Genomic DNA, 17,659 nt, shown 5'->3' with positions numbered 1-17,659 from the left:
GATGAAAATTATTTGTGTCGGACGAAATTACGTCGAACATGCAAAAGAATTAGATAATCCAATTCCAGAATCGCCTATGTTTTTTATGAAACCAGATTCGGCCATTTTAAGAAAGGGTTTTCCTTTTGTTATTCCAAGTTTTACGAAAGAAGTTCATTTTGAAACGGAAATTGTAATTAAAATTGATCGAGTTGGAAAAATGATTCAACCTCAATTTGCAGATCGTTATTTTTCAGAAATCGGTTTAGGAATTGATTTTACAGCGCGCGATGTACAACAAGAATTGAAAGAAAAGCGTTTTCCTTGGGAAATTGCGAAAGCTTTTGATGGTTCTGCATTTGCTTCTGATTTTCATCCAAAAGAAAATTTTGATTTAGAAAATCTTACATTCAAATTAGATCGAAATGGAGAAAATGTACAAACAGGAAATTCAAAAGATATGATTTTTCATATCAATACGTTAATTGCGGAATGTTCTAAATATTTTACCTTGAAAAAAGGCGATTTAATTTTTACTGGAACGCCAGCGGGAGTTTCTAAAATCAATTCAAAAGATACGTTAGAAGGTTATTTGAATGATGAAAAAGTATTCGAAATAAAAGTGTTGTAATTCACACAATTATATAAACAACAATTTAAAAGAGCGAAATTTCGCTCTTTTATTATTTATACCACTACCTTTAATCAGAAATAAAATTAAGAATGGAAAACTATCTGAAAATTGAAGAAAAACTACAAAATGATTTTAATCTTTTAAAGTCAAAAAAGAATAAAATCAGCAATATCAGGCTTGTTACATTTATTATTTCGGTTGTATTTTTATTGCTTTACGTCACGTCGAGCAACAATTTATATTTGATTATTTCTTCTATTTTATTTATAGTTTTCATCGTTTTAGTGGTTAAAACTTCTAAAATTTCTTCGGAACTCAATTATTCAATTCAAGCTTTAGAAATTATTAATCAAATAAAATCTGATGATTCTATCGATCCATTTGTTGAAGATAATTCTCAGTTCAATAATGTTTACAACAAAGATTTAGATATTTTGGAAGGAAATTCAATCTTCAATCGGATCAATAAAACGCAAACTCGAATTGGAAATTTACAGTTGAAACATTTTTTATCGAATTTGATTTTAGACAAATCAGAAATTATTGATAGACAAAATGCATTTACAGAATTGGCTGAAAAAAGAAATTGGATAGTGACATTTTTGACATTTACAAAGCGATTAAACATGAATCAATCTTCAATTTTTGTGTTCGAAAATCGTGTATTTAATACTGATTCAATAAAATTACTTCCAATCATCATTTCTGTTCTGAATATTTTGTGCTTTACCGCTTTAGCAATTATTGGTTTTCCGAAAGAAATTGTTTTTTATTGGATTTTGGGTGCAGTTATTATTCCGAATGCAATTTCCATGTTTTATAAGCAACAACTTCGACGAATTGCGGCGTACACGACAATGAAAGCAGATGAATTGGATAATTTATATGAAGTTTTTCGACATATTGAAGAGGAAAAATTTGAGTCAAAACTAAACGCTGAAATTAAAAATAAGTTTGTACATCCTTTCAAATCATCGGATTTAATCAAGACAATTTCTTCAACAAAAGAAACTTTAGATGCAGCAAATTTCCCACTTGTAGGCTTTGTGTTGAATACATTTTTCTTGTGGCGATTACATTATTCGATCAAATTTGAAAATGAAATTCAAAAAACGGTTCATCAAATCAAACCTTGGTTAGATGAATTAGCCAAATTAGAAGCCTTCGTTTCATTTGCACTATTCAACGATAAACATACTTCATTTACATTTCCCGAAATCGTAGAAGAACCGTATGAATTAAAAATTATCAATGGTTTTCATCCTTTATTAGATGAAAAAATAGTTGTGAAAAATGATTTGGAAACCAATCGTCCAAACAATATTGCGATTATTACAGGTGCAAATATGGCTGGAAAAAGTACTTTTTTGAGAACAGTTGGAACAAATTTGGTTTTAGCGATGAATGGCGCAAAAGTGAGTGCAGAAAAAATGTCATTTTACCCAATGGATTTATTTACAAGTATCAGAACGGTTGATAATCTGTCATCTGGCGATTCTTATTTCAAAAATGAGATTAACAAATTGAAAATATTAATTGAACGTTTAGAAAATAATCAACCACAAATCATCATTTTAGATGAAATTTTAAAAGGAACAAATTCGGAAGATAAATTAATTGGTTCGCAGAAATTATTAGAAAAATTAATCAAATCTCCCACAAAATTGATTGGTTTTATTGCGACACATGATTTGGAATTAACGAAAATGGAAAGTGAAAATCCGGATCATATTATTAATTATTGTTTCGAATTAAAAAACGTGGACAACAATTATTATTCAGATTATAAATTAAGAAAAGGCACAACCAAAATGATGAATGCCATTTTCTTAATGAAACAATTTAGAATTATTGATTAATCTTAAATTGTTAATTTAATTCTTTGATAAAATTCGCATCAATCGCATTAAAATCATCAACAATACAATTTGCTTTTGAAATATCTTGTTGTTTCGAATTTACACTTTTGTAACCCAAACAATACAAACTTGCTCGTAAAGCCGCTTCTACTCCATTTTTACTATCTTCGATAACAATACATTCGCTATGTTCGGACTTTGCTAAATCAGCGGCATGCAGAAAAATGGCTGGATCTGGTTTTGATTTCGGAAAGTTTTCGCCAGAAACTTTATGCGTAAAATATTGATTCAACTCAAAACGATTAAAAACTCGATCAATTGTCGATTTTGAAGCAGAGGACGCCAAAATCAATTCAATTCCATTATTGTATAAATCTCTAATCAACCTCTCAACACCATCAATCAAATATAAATCTGGTTTTGTATCAAAAGCTTCATTAAAAATTGTACGTTTTCTCAAAACCAAATCGTTCACTTCATCTTTCAAATTGAATTTATCTTTCAAGATTTGATAAACATTTTTTGTCGATTGTCCTGTAAATGTGGCAAATAATTCTTCCGTAACCGGAATATTTAGTTCTTTATAATGTTCGAAATAAGCATATTTATGTACTGGTTCTGTATCGACGATTACGCCGTCCATATCGAAAATTACAGTTTTAATCATTATTATTTTGTTTCTACAAAATTAACTTTTTTAAGAAAATGATGTAAAAGTTTAAACTTTAGAATGATTTTAAATTAATCGATTATATTACTGATATAAAGGGTTATATCCGAAACCAAACAACAATACTTATGTTAAAACTTAACATTAAGATAACATTTGCACGCTTTTTGTAAAATTCTTGGCATAACAAAGTTAAAACTGAAAATTTGATAAAAATGAAAAAAGTATTATTAGTAGCTGTAATGGCATTAGGAATTTCTCAAGTAAATGCTCAAAACTATAAAAATGCTTTAGGTGTTGTTGTAGATTTAGGAGACGGAGAGACACTCGTAGGTCCACAATTCAAGCACTCTTTTGATGGTAAAAATGCGGGTAACGTACAGGTGATGTTTGGAGATAACATTACTGTTTTAGGTGCAGATTATACGTATAATCAACCTTTTTCTGGTGAAATGGATTAGGATGGTATGTTGGTGTTGGACCTCAATTATCTTTTGTAGATGGAGGTAAATTTGAGGACAAAACTTATTTTGCAATTCGTCCGCAAGCTGGTTTAGAATACAAAATTCCTTCTGCTCCATTGGCTTTACATTTTGATTGGAAGCCTGATTGGAGATTATCAAATGATTCAGATTTTGAAGCTGGTCGTTTTTCTTTAGGATTTAAATATACATTTAACTAATCTAAAGTTAGAAATAATATGAGCCACTCGTTTTGAGTGGCTTTTTTTTATAAGTAAAATCATAAAACATTGGCTTAAATTAATTTTATTCCTATAAATTAATCGCTATTTTTGAAAGATTTTGGATTTTATCTAAGACCAATTATAGATTAACACTATTATTTGATTATTCAAGATATAATTCCGAATTTTAACTTAGTATTAGATTTAATAACATTTATAGAAGATGAAACAATTAATTGGGACAGGAGTTGCTTTGGTTACGCCTTTTCAACAAGATGGTACCGTAGATTATGCTGCATTAGAAAATTTAGTAAACTATAGTATCGATGGCGGTGTTGAGTATTTAGTTATTTTAGGAACTACTGCAGAAGCAGCAACACTTACAAAGGATGAAAAGAAACAGGTAATCGAAACAATAAAGAAGGCGAATGCTAATCGTGTTCCGATGGTTTTGGGTATTGGAGGTAACAATACGGCAGAAGTTATTAATGAATATCAAGAAACAGATTTAAGTGATTATATCGCAGTTCTTACAGTTTCTCCTTATTATAATAAACCAAATCAAGAAGGGATTTACCAACATTATAAAGCGATTGCAGAAAGTACAGATGCCAACATTATTTTGTATAATGTTCCTGGTAGAACGGGTTCTAATATCTCAGCAGATACAACAATTCGTTTAGCAAATGAATTCAAAAATATTGTTGCGATTAAAGAAGCTTCACCAGATTTCTTACAATCAACAGATATTATCCGTAAAAATACACGCGAAGATTTCAATATTATTTCTGGTGATGATGAATTCGCTGTTCCAATGACTTTAGCTGGAGGTTCTGGTGTTATTTCTGTTATTGGACAAGGCGTTCCAACTATTTTTACAGATATGATTCGCAAAGCAATCAACAAAGAAGTTGTTGCTGCTTACGAAGGTCATTACAAAGTTGTAGAAATTACACGTGCTATCTTCGAGGAAGGAAATCCTTGCGGAATAAAAGCTGTTTTAGATAAAAAAGGAGTTTGTAAACCATTTACAAGATTACCTTTAGTTCCAGCATCAGCTAATTTGACAACAAAAATTAACCAATTATTATCAAACATCTAAAAAAATAAAGCTATGATAAAAGATACAATATTAGACGCATTAAACAAACAAATCAAATTAGAAGGAGATTCTTCTCAATTATATTTAGCTATGGCTTCTTGGGCTGAAGTGAAAGGTTTAGAAGGAACTGCAAATTTCTTGTACTCGCATGCAGACGAAGAACGTATGCATATGTTAAAATTAATTAAATTTATTAACGAAAGAGGCGGAAAAGCGTTTGTTCCACAAATTGAAGAACCAAAACAAGATTTCACAACATTGAAAGAAGTTTTTACTGCAATTTTAAACCACGAATGCTTTGTTTCTGAATCAATTAACGAAATTGTAGGCTTAACATTAGAAGAAAGAGATTATTCAACTCACAATTTCTTGCAATGGTATGTTTCTGAGCAAATTGAAGAAGAAAAATTAGCAAGAAATATCTTAGATAAGCTAGAAATGATTGGATCTGACAAAGGAGGTTTATATCTATTTGATCGTGATATAGTTACATTAAATACAGACACAACAGCGGAATAAATCAAAACTTTGAGATTTTATTAAGAGGATAAGAAAAAAATATTTTATACTTTAGTCCTCAAATTTTATTAAATTTGCAGAATGTTTAAAAAACTAAGCTTAGTAGTTTTAATTGGCGCTTCTTTAGTGTCTTGTAACAAGACCTATAACAAAGCGATGAAAAGTACGGATAAAGACGAAATCTTTACATTGGCTACACAATTGTATCAAGATGGTAAATATGATTTGGCAAACGAATTGTATGAAAAAATTTCTACATCATTTGTAGGAACAGAAAAATCTGCGGACATTGCCTATAATATGGCACAAGGTAACTTTAACGAAAAAAGTTTCCGTTTAGCAGGACATCAATTCAAAAGCTTTGCAGGAGCTTATCCTATGGATAGCCGCGCAGAAGAAGCGTTGTTCAAATCTGCATTTTCTTATTACAAAGATTCGCCAAAATATGACTTGGATCAAACAAGTACATATACAGCAATCAGTGAGTTACAAGGATTTATCAATTCGTATCCAGAATCAGCACACGTTGCAGAAGCGAATAATTATATTACAGAACTTAGACAAAAATTAGAATTAAAGTCTTTCGAAATTTCTAAAGTTTATTACAAAACAATGAAATATAAGGCTGCTGGAGTTTCTTTTGACAATATGGTTGATGAATATCCAGATTCTAAATTTCGTGAAGAAGCAATGATGTATTCATTACGTTCTAAAACAGAATTGGCGTTAAATTTCTCTCGTATCGAGAACAAAGATTTACGTTTACAAGATGCCAGAACGCAATATCTTTTGTTAACAAGATATTATCCGCAAACAAAATTTAAAGCAGAAGCTGATAAATTGATGGAGAAAATCGACAAAGATATGGTTGAGACTAAAAAACAATTAGCTGATATAGAAGTAGCTAAAAAGAAATTTGAAGCTGATCAAGCTGAATTAAGCAAAGAGCAAAATAATAAATAATAGTAAAATATATAAAATTCTTTCATTATGAATTTCAAGGATATCGGTGCAGCACCAACAACACAAACTTATGATCGTAATAAAATCGATGAGAAAACAGGAAACTTATACGAATCGATTGTAATTATGGGTAAAAGAGCAGAACAAATCAACCAAGAAATGAAAACTGAATTAATTCAGAAATTGGATGAGTTTGCTGCACATACAGATTCTTTAGAAGAAGTTTTTGAAAATAGAGAGCAAATCGAAGTTTCAAAATTCTACGAAAGATTACCTAAACCGACTTCTATTGCGGTTAAGGAATGGTTAGACAATGACGTATATTACAGAAATCCAAATGAGGATAAATAATGTCTGTTTTACATAGTAAAAAAATTCTTTTGGCAGTTTCTGCCGGAATAGCGGCCTACAAAGCCGCTTTTCTTGTTAGAGGGCTAATCAAAAAAGGAGCTGATGTTAAAGTTATTATGACGCCAGAAGCTCAAAACTTCGTTACTCCACTTACACTTTCCACACTTTCTAAAAATCCTGTCGAATGGGAATTTTTCGGTGATAAAGGGGATTGGAATAATCATGTGGAATATGCTCTTTGGGCAGATTATATGATTATTGCACCTTGCACAGCAAATACGTTGTCACATATGGCAGATGGAACATGTGATAATTTAGTTCTAGCAACTTATCTTTCGGCTAAATGTCCTGTATATTTTGCTCCAGCAATGGATTTGGATATGTACAAACATCCATCAACTTTAGAAAATATTGCTAAATTAGAATCTTTCGGAAATATTTGTATTCCTGCTGAAGCTGGAGAATTAGCAAGTGGATTAATTGGAGAAGGTAGAATGGCTGAACCTGAAAACATTATTGCGTTTTTGGAAAGTACAATCGAAGCTACTCTCCCACTTCACGGAAAAAAAGTAGTAGTTTCTGCTGGTCCTACATACGAAAACTTAGATCCTGTTCGTTTTATAGGTAATTATTCTTCGGGAAAAATGGGATTCGAGATTGCAAAAGCTGCTGCTAATTTGGGTGCAAAAGTTACCTTGGTTAGTGGTCCAAGTCACGAATCTGTTACAGGTTTTCCTATCGATCGAATAAATGTTGTTTCTGCTCGTGATATGTACGAAGCGATGCACGCTAATTTTGCTGATGCTGATGCTGTGGTAATGTCAGCGGCTGTTGCAGATTATCGTCCAAAAAAAATGGCTGAGCATAAAATTAAGAAAGAAAACGATGATAATTTAATTATCGAATTGGTGAAAAATCCTGATATTCTAAAATCGTTAGGCGAAATCAAAACACATCAATTATTGGTTGGTTTTGCATTAGAGACGAATAACGAAGAAGAATATGCAAAGAAAAAATTAGCCAAAAAGAATCTTGATTTTATTGTTCTTAATTCGATGCAAGATAAAGAAGCTGGTTTTCAGAAGAATACAAACAAAATTACAATTATTGATAAAGATTTATCGATGCAACAATTTGATGCAAAATCAAAAACAGATGTTGCAAAAGATATTTTGAATGTCATTTTAAATAAGTTATAAAATTTATTATGAAGAAATTAGCCTCAATTTTCTTTTCGTCGTGTTTAGCTATTTCGGCTTTCTCGCAAAATATTATTGCAGATGTAAAAGTCGATTATTCTCAGGTTCAGGGATCTAATACACAGGTTTATCAAACTTTAGAAAGATCATTAAAAACGTTTATTAATTCAACAAAATGGACAAATGATCGTTTAAAAACATACGAAAGAATTGAAGCTAGTTTCGTCATCAATGTAACGGAACGTGAGGGAAACAGAATGAAAGGTACTATTTTGGTACAATCTCGTCGTCCTGTTTTTAACTCAACGTACTATACGCCTGTTCTTAATTTATCTGACGATAATTTTACGTTTCAATACCAAGAATCTGAAGAGTTAATTTTCAATGATCGAAAATTCAGTGGAAAAAATTTGACAGATGTATTGACGTATTACATTTATTTAGTTTTGGGATATGATGCAGATACATTTGCGAAAGAAGGCGGAACAGAGTATTTCAAAATGGCGAAGAAAATTGCAGATTTCGGTCAAGCGAACAATAATTTCTCTGGTTGGAGCGAATTAGATGGAATAAAATCGCGTACAGCCTTAATTAACAATATTTTAAAATCGGATAATTCAACACTTCGAAATATCATCTATCAATATCATAGAAACGGCTTAGACATTATGTCTGAGAACGAAGTTCGTGGTAAAAATGCTATTGGAAATACTCTATTGCAGTTAGAATTTTACCAAAGAGGAAATTATTCTCAATTTTATCCTTTAGAACTTTTCTTAACAGCAAAAAATAGCGAAATTAGTCAAGTATTTTCAGGCGGACAGGTTTCTACGGTGAATATCGAGAAACTGAAAGGAATTTTAAATTCAATCGCGCCAAAATACAACGACAATTATTGGAATAAATTGAAAAAGTAAATGTTAAAAACTCTTCGCGTTAATAATTTCGCCATTATCGATCAATTGGAGATTGATTTTCATCAAGGTATGACCACAATTACCGGTGAAACTGGTGCTGGAAAATCGATTTTGTTAGGTGCTTTAAAATTAGTTTTAGGCGAACGTGCCGATTTAAAAGCCTTGAAAAATGTTGATGAAAAATGTATTATCGAAGCTGTTTTTGAGATTAAAAATCTTGAATTAAATGATTTTTTCGAAGAGAATGATTTAGATTATGAAGACGAATCTATTTTGAGAAGAGAATTATTACCTTCTGGGAAATCGCGTGCTTTTATCAATGATACGCCTGTTAAAGTCTCTATTTTACAAGAATTATCAGAATTATTGATTGATATTCATTCTCAATTTAATACACCTAAAATTTTTGAAGCTGATTTTCAACTTTCGATGTTGGATATTTATGGAGAAAATAAAGACTTGTTGAAAGAATATAAGAAGGATTTTAACCATTATATTTCAACAAAGAAAAAGATAAAAGACGCTCAAAATTCATTAGAAAATCAATCACAAGATTTAGAGTATAAATTGCATTTGTGGGAAGAATTGAACAATGCTTCGCTAAAAAATGAAGAATTAGAGGAATTGGAAATCGAGATAAAATCTTTGTCAAACGTAGAAGAAATTATTTCGACTTTGAATGAAACTTACCAATTTTTGGAACATCCAGAGATGGGAATCATTTCTCAATTGAATGAAGCAAGCAATAAATTGAATAAAATTTCGGATTATAATTCGCAATACAATTCTATTTACGAACGATTAATTTCTTCTAAAATAGAATTGCAAGATATTTCTGGTGAAATGAGTAGTTTGATAGATTCGACTGAAATTAATCCTGAAAGATTACAAGAAATTACAGATCGTTACGATTTGATTCATAAATTATTGCGTAAACATAATGTGATTTCTGTTGAAGAATTAATTGCAAAACGTGACGAATTAGAAAGTCAAACTTCTGGTTTTGATAATTTGAGTGATTTAATTATTCACTTAAATAAAGAATTGAATTCAATTTCAGAAAAACTTGAAAAACAAGTAATTAAAATTAGAAAAAATAGAATTTCTTCTATCGAAATTATCCGAAAAAATATCTTGAATACGTTGTCACAATTGGGAATGGAAAATTCTCAATTAACCATTCAATTAAACGAAACAACAGATTTTACAGCAACTGGAAAAGATGAAGTTTTGTTTCTATTCTCAGCAAATAAAGGAATGGAACCGCGTATTTTTGAAAAATCTGTTTCTGGTGGAGAACGGTCTCGATTGATGTTAGCGATTAAAAAATTATTGGCAACTCATCAACATTTACCAACGTTGATTTTAGATGAAATAGATACAGGAATTTCTGGAAAAGTTGCAAATGAAACAGGAAAAGTAATGCAAACAATGGCAGAAAATATGCAGCTTTTAGTGATTACGCATTTGCCACAAGTCGCTTCAAAAGGAAATTATCAGCTAAAAGTTTACAAAGAAGTCGTAAACGAAACAACGCAAACAAACGTTATTGAATTATCTCAACAACAACGTTTAGAAGAAATTGCACAAATGATTTCTGGTTCAGAATTGACAGATGCAGCAATCAATCAAGCAAAAGAATTAATGAATTTGAATTAAAATTCTTAAATTATATAAAATCAAAAAAGCTCGAGAAAATTCTCGAGCTTTTGTTTTATATGATTCCGAAATTATTTTGTTAATCTTTCTAACGAATATTCAATCATTGCATCAACTGCTTTGTAAGAATCAGCACTAAATTCACCTAAAATTCTATTTGCAACAATTGCATTTATCGACAATGCTTCATGTCCCATCATTGCTGATAATCCATAAATTGCAGAAGTTTCCATCTCAAAATTAGAGATTCTTAAACCTTCGTAATTAAAAGTTGTTAAACGCTCATTAATATCAGCTGGATTTGGTTGCAATCTCAAATAACGTCCCTGAGGTCCGTAAAAACCACAAGCTGTAGCTGTTACTCCTTGAATTGTTTTTTCAGAAGCTAATTTATCTAATAACAAATCAGATCCTTTTACTAAATATGGACGCGCTTTATTCGGCGACCAATCAACATGTTTAATAAAAGCATCTTCTACCTCTTTATTCATCACCGCTTCACTCCCAACATAATAATGCAAAAGTCCATCTAAACCTAAACCGTGAGAACCAATAACGAAACTATCAACAGGAATATCCGCTTGCAAAGCTCCAGAAGTTCCCATACGAACAAATGATAATTTTCTGAAATCTTTTTTGATCTCACCAGTTTCCAAATCGATGTTAGCCAAAGCGTCTAACTCAGATAAAACAATATCAATATTATCCGTTCCCATACCAGTCGAAATAACTGTTAAACGTTTACCATTCAACGTTCCTGTATGCGTCACAATTTCTCTTTTGCTTGCTGTCTGCTCGATTGTATCAAAATGTCTTGAAACTTTTTCGACACGATTTGGATCACCAACAGTTATAATAGTATCTGCTAAATGCTCTGGTCTTATATTACAATGGTAAACACTTCCGTCTGCATTTAAAACTAATTCTGATGCTGCTTTACTCATGATTTTATAATTAAAAATAAGAGAACAATATACAATTTTTATCAGTAATAATTGTAAAGAAATTATTAACCACCTACTCTTTTCACTTTAAATCCTTTATCTTTCAGGAAAGCCATAATCTTATCGCGATAATCTCCTTGAATGATGATTTGTTCGTCTTTAAAACTACCTCCAACACCCAAAAATTGCTTAATTTCTTTTGCTAAAAGTTTGAAATCTTCTGTTTCTCCTTCGTAACCTTCTATAATTGTATTTATTTTCCCTTTTCGTTTCTCAAACTTACAAATCAATGGTTCTTTCTGAATCCATAACTCATGTTGTTCTTCATTTGATACTTCTTCTGGCTCAGGTATATGATCAGGAAAAAGATTTTTTAATTGATCTTGTAAATCCATAGTATTTGATGTAATCTTTGTAATAAATGGCGTTTTAAATTGGAATTCGTCCATTTGTACCATTATAATTACAAAGATAAAATTTTTATTGCAGTTGTTTTATAAACCAATTTGGAACTTTATCCGAAACTATTTCAAGTTCATTTCTCTTAACTTGTGCAAATAATCTCATTTCTTGAGTTGAATTATCAAAAATATAGCCTTTATCTACAATTTTTAAAGCTGGAAATAAATTCATTAAAGTAGAATGATATCGTTTAATCACCTTTTCATCTGGTACAGCGTGACCACCTTTTTCTACTCTATTTTCAATTCGAGAAATATTAATCAAAGGATCTTCAATACAGACAAAATACATATATGTTTTGAAACCACGATTTTTAGCATCCACTATTTCATCAATTTTAGAAGGATGACTCATTACCGTTTCAAATGAATAAGATTTACCTTTAATCAATAAGTGTTTTCGAATAAATGAAGTAATAAAAGACGCTTCGTAACTATGTGTAGACTTAGATTTATCAACCAAAACATTATTTCGAAACTGCACATCAATTGCTTTTCCTTCATTATTTGCTTTTTCGAATAATGAAATTGAAGCAGGTTCAGTTTTAAAATCTTCAAAATCTTTTTCGGTAAGTTTTAGTTCATATCGATCCAAATCAATAAAACCTTTTAAAGAAATTTCTTTTTCAATCAAATCTGAATTAATAAAATATCCAGCATTAAATTTTGATGAGATTGAATCGAATAAAGTAGACTTTCCAGATCCATTTGGACCAGCAAAAACGCGTAAACGTTTTATTTTAGACATAATTTAGCTCCTTTTTTCAATTCAACTGGAACTTTTATTCGATCTATTGTTTTAATCACCTTAATTTCTCCATTAGGTTTTCTCTCGATGATTCGATTTCCTTGAACATATTGAACTGATAAATCTAATGCTTCTGAAACTCTAATTGCAGCTTGCGATGCAGATTTAGCTAAACGATTTAACGCTCCTGCTTCTTCTAATTTTAGTATATCTGATTCTTTGTTCATAATAATAGAAATTAAATTAACAATAATTATTCACCAATAAATATACGCAAATTTAGTGAAACCATTGTAATAATAAAAGCTTGAGTTCATTCAAAAACCTAACCTTTTGAATCTAAATTATATAATTTTTATTAAAAAACTATAAAATAATTATTTGATAATTTATTCCTAACAAATTAACAATAATCGATATTCATCTTTATTTTCTTTCGGCGCGCGATGTACACAAGGCAAAACTTTTTGTTCTGGATGATCAACTGCCAATCGCCAAAGATTTCCTAATCCTAAATTAATTGGTTCTACACCTGGACGAATTTGATAATGCAAATCAAAGAAATATTCTTTCAGAAAATCTCCAAAACCATCAAGATGTCCATCATATAATTCGAATAATTTTTCTCTAATTTCAGGAATCAAGATTTTTTGTTGGACATCTTCATTCGCTACAATATCACTGGCAGCGCCATAATATGTACACAAAAAAGTATCCGTAGGAATTGGCGAACGATCAACGTGAAATGAATAAACATCTGTTGAAATAAAATCAAATTCAGTATCACGTTCGTAACATTTTAGTAAATTTAAAGTTGGCGAAGCACCAAAATCAGTTAATTGTTGTAAATCATTGATCAAAATATTTCTCGCTTTAATTCCTTCTTTAGATAAATCTAAATCATTCAAATCATCAATAGAAATAACAGTAATATCATCTTTTAAAATCAATTGATTCACAATTTCCTCAAAATCACCTTCCAAATTTCGTTGCCAATTTATCGCATTATTTTTCCCAGAAAAAGCTGTATGTACAAGTTCATCAAACGAAGAAACGACTAAAACTTGTTGTTGATTAGAATTATTTTGAGCAATCATATAACCGCAAAATTACTATTTATCGAAAAATAATTCAGTCTAAAAATTAAATTATTCCGAATGCAAATTCTCCTTTACAAAAGTTGTATTTTTACCAAAGATTAAAAGACAATGGAAAAAGAAATTATCACCAAAACATTTACATATAAAGGCCACACCAAAACTTTTAGCGCAGAAGTGCAACCTTTACCACCTTTCAATCCGGAAACGATGGATCGCGTGAAATATGAAGAAACCAAAGAAGCACATTATATGCTTGCCGAAGCGGAAGTTTATAACCAGAAAACAGAATGGTTTTTTAAAATTGAACAAGAATTGCAAAAATAATGAAACGACACTTACGCTAAGTGTCGTTTTTTGTTTAAGTTTAATCCACAAAATTAAAACATGAAACAAATTACTTTAACATTATTTACACTTATTACGCTTTCGGCTTGTACTTCTAGCAAAACGGTTTTTCATAAAAAATGGACAACAAAACAAGCGCCAGAAAATTTTGTTGCTCGATTTGAAACAACAAAAGGAAATATTGATATCGAAGTTGAAAGAAAGTTATCGCCAAAAGCTGTTGATCGTTTTTATCAATTGGTGAAATACAATTTTTTCGAAGATGGAACTTTTTATCGTGTTGTTCCGAATTTTGTCGCCCAATTTGGAAATACAGACACAATTGTTTCTAATCAATGGAAAAAGTTTATTGTAGAAGATGAACCTGTTATTGCTGGAAATAGTAAAGGAGCTTTGAGTTTTGCGCGCGCAGGAAAAAACTCAAGAGATTTGGATTTGTTTATTAATCTGAAAGATAATCATCGTTTGGATACAATCAATTCCAATGATGTAGTAGGTTTTCCAAGTTTTGGAAAAGTGGTGAACGGAATGAATGTTGTAGAAAGTTTGTATGATGGTTACGCTGGACAAACAATGGAAGATGAAGAAATTTTTAACAGCACAAAATTAATGCGCGAAAGATATCCAAAGCTTGACAGAATATTGAATGCAAAAATCATTAAACTGAAAAAGAAAAACAAGTAAAACAATGTAACATAAAGTTTTAACATGACACAAAAATCAATTTAAATGTTTTGGCATGTACTTTGTAATACATAATACGTTTTTAAAACATATTTTGTGAAATGAAAAAATCAAAATTCTTTAAAGTCGCTGGAGAAGCAGCAATGGCAGCTCAAAAAGACAAATCTTTTTTTGAAAAAGTAAAGGCTTTTTTCAATATGTTAGGTGATTACAAAAAAGGAAGTTACAAACCTGACAACATGAATTTATTTCTTGGATTTGTAGCAACTTTATACATTATTTCTCCAATCGATTTTATTCCAGAAGCGCTATTTGGACCTTTTGGTTTGATAGATGATTTTGGGATTTTACTTTTTGGAATGAAATATTTCAACAAAGAAGTTATAAAATATCTTGCATGGAAAGACACACAAAGAGCCTATGCAAATATTGAAGATGCAAAAATTATTGAATAACAATAAATTAAATAGCTATCACAAATCCGATTGAATTTTCAGTCGGATTTTTTGTTTTTAGATTATTCAAAAAGTGCGCTCTTTCTCATAAATAAAATTTATTATCTGCCGATTATTCATTAGATTTGAGCAATACAATACTAAAAACTAAAACACCTGAATAATGGTTATTATTAATAATTTCGATGAATACAAAGCTTTCGAAGGTAAAGAAATAGGTAAATCTGACTGGCATATTATAAATCAAGAACAAATCAATCGCTTTGCTGATGCGACTTTAGATCATCAATGGATTCACACAGATCCAGAAAAAGCGGCTAACGAAGGTCCTTTCAAAAAAACGATTGCACATGGTTATTTAACGCTTTCTTTAATTCCTCATTTGTGGGATCAAATTGCGGAGGTTCGTAATATCAAAATGTTAATCAATTACGGAATCGAAAGTTTGAGATTTGGACAAGCTGTTTTGGTTGATAGTGAGGTAAGATTAACTGCAAAATTGAAATCTATTACAAATTTGAGAGGAATTGCAAAAGTTGTCATCGAAGCAAATTTAGAAATTAAAGATAATCCGAAACCTGCTTATACGGCTGATGTGGTTTTCCTTTACCACTTTAATGATTAATTAAAGATCAATATAATTTACAAAGCTTCTATTTTTTATAGAAGCTTTTTCTTTTCATAAAATATCGAAGTATCTTGCGCTCGATTTCATATAACATGCAAAAAATTCAAAATAATAAAACCTTAATTTCTATTGTTGGACCAACTGCAATTGGTAAAACCAATTTGGCAATAGAAGTTGCAAAACATTTTCAATCCGAAATTATTTCTTGTGATAGTCGTCAATTTTTCAAAGAAATGAAGATAGGAACTGCTGTTCCTTCTGAGGAAGAATTGACTGAAGTGAAGCATCATTTTATTCAAAATATTTCTATTCACGAAAAATATTCGGTTGGTGATTTTGAGCGTGATGGCTTAGCTTTTTTGAATAATTATTTCAAAACAAATGACATTTGCGTCATGGTTGGTGGATCTGGTTTATATGAAAAAGCGATCACAGTTGGCTTTGACGAATTTCCTGATGTTAATCCTAAAATTAGAGAAGATTTGAATAATGAGCTTGCTGAATTTGGAATTGAAAAATTGCAAAAAGAATTGCAAGAAGTCGATCCAAAGTATTTTGAAGAAGTTGATATTTTCAATAAACAGCGTGTAACACGTGCTTTAGAAATTTTTAGATCTTCGGGTTTACCTTTCTCTAACTTCAGAAATCAAGATTTGAACAAACGTCCATTTAACATAATTAAAATCGGTTTAGAACTTCCTCGCGAAGAAATGTACGACCGAATCAATCGTCGAGTTGATATTATGAAGAACGAAGGTTTATTAAATGAAGCAAAAAATTTATTTCCTTTAAAAGATTTGAATGCTTTGCAAACTGTTGGTTATCGAGAATTGTTCGACTTTTTTGAAGAGAAAATTACATTGGATTTTGCAATAGAAGAAATCAAAAAGAATACAAGACGTTTTGCAAAACGTCAAATGACATGGTTCAAAAAAGATGAAACTGTCAATTGGTTTTCTCCTTTCGAACAAGAAAATATCATTAATTTTATATCGAACAAAATATAAATTATGGAAAATTTTGTTGCCATCGATTTCGAAACTGCAAACAATTATCGTAATTCTGCTTGCGCGGTTGGAATTGTAACTGTGACAGATAATGTGATTACAGACGAGTATTACACGTTAATTCAACCACCACAAAATCAATATAATTATCATAATATTTTGGTTCATGGAATTCGTCCCGAAGACACAATTGATGCACCAAGTTTTGAAGACGTCTATTTTGAAATCAAACATCGTTTACAAAATCAGCTTGTTGTTGCACATAACGAATCGTTTGATCGTTCTGTTTTGAAGAATACAATGGAGTTTTATAGCCTCAATTACTCTCAACTTAACCTTGCCGAAAAGTGGGAATGTACATACAGAATTTTCAAACAGAAAGGAATTGTTCCTACAAAATTATCCGATTGTGCTCGCCGATTTAATCTTCAACTCAACCATCATGAAGCTTTATCTGATGCAAAAGTTTGTGCTCAATTATACTTATTAAAATAGTTTTTACTAAAAATTTATCTGATTAATCGTTTAAAAATAATTTTTACAAAAATTACAATAAATTCACATTCAGTAATATAACCATTTACAAATATTTGTAAGTATTTACAATTATTTACAAGTATTTAAAATTGATTAATAACAACTTTAATAATTCACTTTTCTAAGAAAATTTAATAAAGCAAAAATTCTATTCTAAATAAGTTGATTTTATGAAATGAATTGAGAATGCAAAATTTTGAAAATTAACTTTCA

General features: G+C 30.4%; 22 protein-coding genes. 16 read left to right on the top strand and 6 right to left on the bottom strand.

What is annotated here, in order from left to right:
- The first annotated feature begins 1 nt into the window (after position 1).
- Both N5E64_RS03195 and N5E64_RS03190 read left to right on the top strand, forming a co-directional pair.
- Complete coding sequence (locus tag N5E64_RS03195; protein ID WP_115000569.1) at positions 2-610, top strand: fumarylacetoacetate hydrolase family protein; 609 nt, start codon at positions 2-4, stop codon at positions 608-610.
- Positions 611-702: 92 nt separating this feature from the next.
- The gene (locus tag N5E64_RS03190; protein WP_280035668.1) at positions 703-2,472 is read left to right on the top strand and encodes a MutS-related protein; all 1,770 of its coding nucleotides are present in this window, start codon (positions 703-705) and stop codon (positions 2,470-2,472) included.
- Positions 2,473-2,482: 10 nt separating this feature from the next.
- On the opposite strand, the gene N5E64_RS03185 is transcribed toward N5E64_RS03190, so the two are convergent.
- Positions 2,483-3,139, bottom strand: coding sequence for an HAD family phosphatase (locus N5E64_RS03185; RefSeq protein ID WP_280035666.1), 657 nt, complete (start codon positions 3,137-3,139; stop codon positions 2,483-2,485).
- Positions 3,140-3,357: 218 nt separating this feature from the next.
- On the opposite strand from N5E64_RS03185, the gene N5E64_RS03180 reads away from it, so the two are divergent.
- The 8 genes from N5E64_RS03180 to recN all read left to right on the top strand — a co-directional run bounded on the left by N5E64_RS03180 (position 3,358) and on the right by recN (position 10,537).
- Positions 3,358-3,603 (top strand): hypothetical protein, encoded by a 246-nt coding sequence (locus N5E64_RS03180; RefSeq protein ID WP_280035664.1) that lies wholly within the window; start codon positions 3,358-3,360, stop codon positions 3,601-3,603.
- Positions 3,604-4,050: 447 nt separating this feature from the next.
- Entirely contained in the window at positions 4,051-4,929 is an 879-nt protein-coding gene (gene dapA / locus N5E64_RS03175) for a 4-hydroxy-tetrahydrodipicolinate synthase (RefSeq protein WP_280035662.1), read from the top strand.
- A gap of 12 nt (positions 4,930-4,941) precedes the next feature.
- Positions 4,942-5,448, top strand: a complete 507-nt coding sequence (locus tag N5E64_RS03170) for a ferritin (RefSeq protein ID WP_219034611.1) — start codon at positions 4,942-4,944, stop codon at positions 5,446-5,448.
- Positions 5,449-5,529: 81 nt separating this feature from the next.
- Positions 5,530-6,411 (top strand): outer membrane protein assembly factor BamD, encoded by an 882-nt coding sequence (locus N5E64_RS03165; RefSeq protein ID WP_038334250.1) that lies wholly within the window; start codon positions 5,530-5,532, stop codon positions 6,409-6,411.
- Between the two features lie 27 nt (positions 6,412-6,438).
- Positions 6,439-6,762 (top strand): DNA-directed RNA polymerase subunit omega, encoded by a 324-nt coding sequence (locus N5E64_RS03160; RefSeq protein ID WP_019973784.1) that lies wholly within the window; start codon positions 6,439-6,441, stop codon positions 6,760-6,762.
- A complete protein-coding gene (coaBC, locus tag N5E64_RS03155; protein WP_280035658.1) occupies positions 6,762-7,961 on the top strand; it encodes a bifunctional phosphopantothenoylcysteine decarboxylase/phosphopantothenate--cysteine ligase CoaBC in 1,200 nt (399 codons plus the stop codon). The genes N5E64_RS03160 and coaBC overlap by 1 nt, the downstream gene beginning before the upstream one ends.
- 8 nt (positions 7,962-7,969) lie before the next feature.
- The gene (locus tag N5E64_RS03150; protein ID WP_115000576.1) at positions 7,970-8,878 is read left to right on the top strand and encodes a DUF4835 family protein; all 909 of its coding nucleotides are present in this window, start codon (positions 7,970-7,972) and stop codon (positions 8,876-8,878) included.
- Positions 8,879-10,537 (top strand): DNA repair protein RecN, encoded by a 1,659-nt coding sequence (recN, locus tag N5E64_RS03145; RefSeq protein ID WP_125349388.1) that lies wholly within the window; start codon positions 8,879-8,881, stop codon positions 10,535-10,537.
- 71 nt (positions 10,538-10,608) lie between these two features.
- On the opposite strand, the gene N5E64_RS03140 is transcribed toward recN, so the two are convergent.
- The 5 genes from N5E64_RS03140 to N5E64_RS03120 form a co-directional block, all read right to left on the bottom strand.
- Positions 10,609-11,481, bottom strand: coding sequence for a nucleoside phosphorylase (locus tag N5E64_RS03140; RefSeq protein WP_115000579.1), 873 nt, complete (start codon positions 11,479-11,481; stop codon positions 10,609-10,611).
- Positions 11,482-11,546: 65 nt separating this feature from the next.
- Positions 11,547-11,876, bottom strand: a complete 330-nt coding sequence (locus N5E64_RS03135) for a translation initiation factor (RefSeq protein ID WP_115002063.1) — start codon at positions 11,874-11,876, stop codon at positions 11,547-11,549.
- Positions 11,877-11,961: 85 nt separating this feature from the next.
- The gene (locus N5E64_RS03130; RefSeq protein ID WP_115000581.1) at positions 11,962-12,690 is read right to left on the bottom strand and encodes a hypothetical protein; all 729 of its coding nucleotides are present in this window, start codon (positions 12,688-12,690) and stop codon (positions 11,962-11,964) included.
- Complete coding sequence (locus N5E64_RS03125) at positions 12,678-12,917, bottom strand: hypothetical protein (protein ID WP_280035657.1); 240 nt, start codon at positions 12,915-12,917, stop codon at positions 12,678-12,680. The genes N5E64_RS03130 and N5E64_RS03125 overlap by 13 nt, the downstream gene beginning before the upstream one ends.
- Before the next feature lie 168 nt (positions 12,918-13,085).
- Positions 13,086-13,787 carry a DUF1826 domain-containing protein gene (locus N5E64_RS03120; protein ID WP_280035655.1) on the bottom strand — a complete coding sequence of 234 codons (702 nt, stop codon included), beginning with the start codon at positions 13,785-13,787 and terminating at the stop codon, positions 13,086-13,088.
- Between the two features lie 111 nt (positions 13,788-13,898).
- On the opposite strand from N5E64_RS03120, the gene N5E64_RS03115 reads away from it, so the two are divergent.
- The 6 genes from N5E64_RS03115 to N5E64_RS03090 all read left to right on the top strand — a co-directional run bounded on the left by N5E64_RS03115 (position 13,899) and on the right by N5E64_RS03090 (position 17,404).
- Positions 13,899-14,114: a hypothetical protein gene (locus N5E64_RS03115; protein WP_038334324.1), complete on the top strand. Its 216-nt coding sequence runs from the start codon at positions 13,899-13,901 to the stop codon at positions 14,112-14,114.
- A gap of 60 nt (positions 14,115-14,174) precedes the next feature.
- The gene (locus N5E64_RS03110) at positions 14,175-14,819 is read left to right on the top strand and encodes a peptidylprolyl isomerase (RefSeq protein WP_115000585.1); all 645 of its coding nucleotides are present in this window, start codon (positions 14,175-14,177) and stop codon (positions 14,817-14,819) included.
- A gap of 101 nt (positions 14,820-14,920) precedes the next feature.
- Positions 14,921-15,274, top strand: coding sequence for a YkvA family protein (locus N5E64_RS03105; protein WP_280035654.1), 354 nt, complete (start codon positions 14,921-14,923; stop codon positions 15,272-15,274).
- Positions 15,275-15,437: 163 nt separating this feature from the next.
- Complete coding sequence (locus N5E64_RS03100; RefSeq protein ID WP_280035653.1) at positions 15,438-15,899, top strand: MaoC family dehydratase; 462 nt, start codon at positions 15,438-15,440, stop codon at positions 15,897-15,899.
- Positions 15,900-15,994: 95 nt separating this feature from the next.
- Positions 15,995-16,909 carry a tRNA (adenosine(37)-N6)-dimethylallyltransferase MiaA gene (gene miaA, locus N5E64_RS03095; protein ID WP_115000588.1) on the top strand — a complete coding sequence of 305 codons (915 nt, stop codon included), beginning with the start codon at positions 15,995-15,997 and terminating at the stop codon, positions 16,907-16,909.
- Positions 16,910-16,912: 3 nt separating this feature from the next.
- The gene (locus tag N5E64_RS03090) at positions 16,913-17,404 is read left to right on the top strand and encodes a 3'-5' exonuclease (RefSeq protein WP_038334348.1); all 492 of its coding nucleotides are present in this window, start codon (positions 16,913-16,915) and stop codon (positions 17,402-17,404) included.
- Positions 17,405-17,659: the final 255 nt, after the last annotated feature.

This window comes from Empedobacter sp. GD03739 (assembly GCF_029843245.1).
Lineage (GTDB): Bacteria > Bacteroidota > Bacteroidia > Flavobacteriales > Weeksellaceae > Empedobacter > Empedobacter falsenii_B.
Note: the sequence above shows the minus strand (reverse complement) of the source record. Positions and strands in the feature narration are given on the sequence as shown.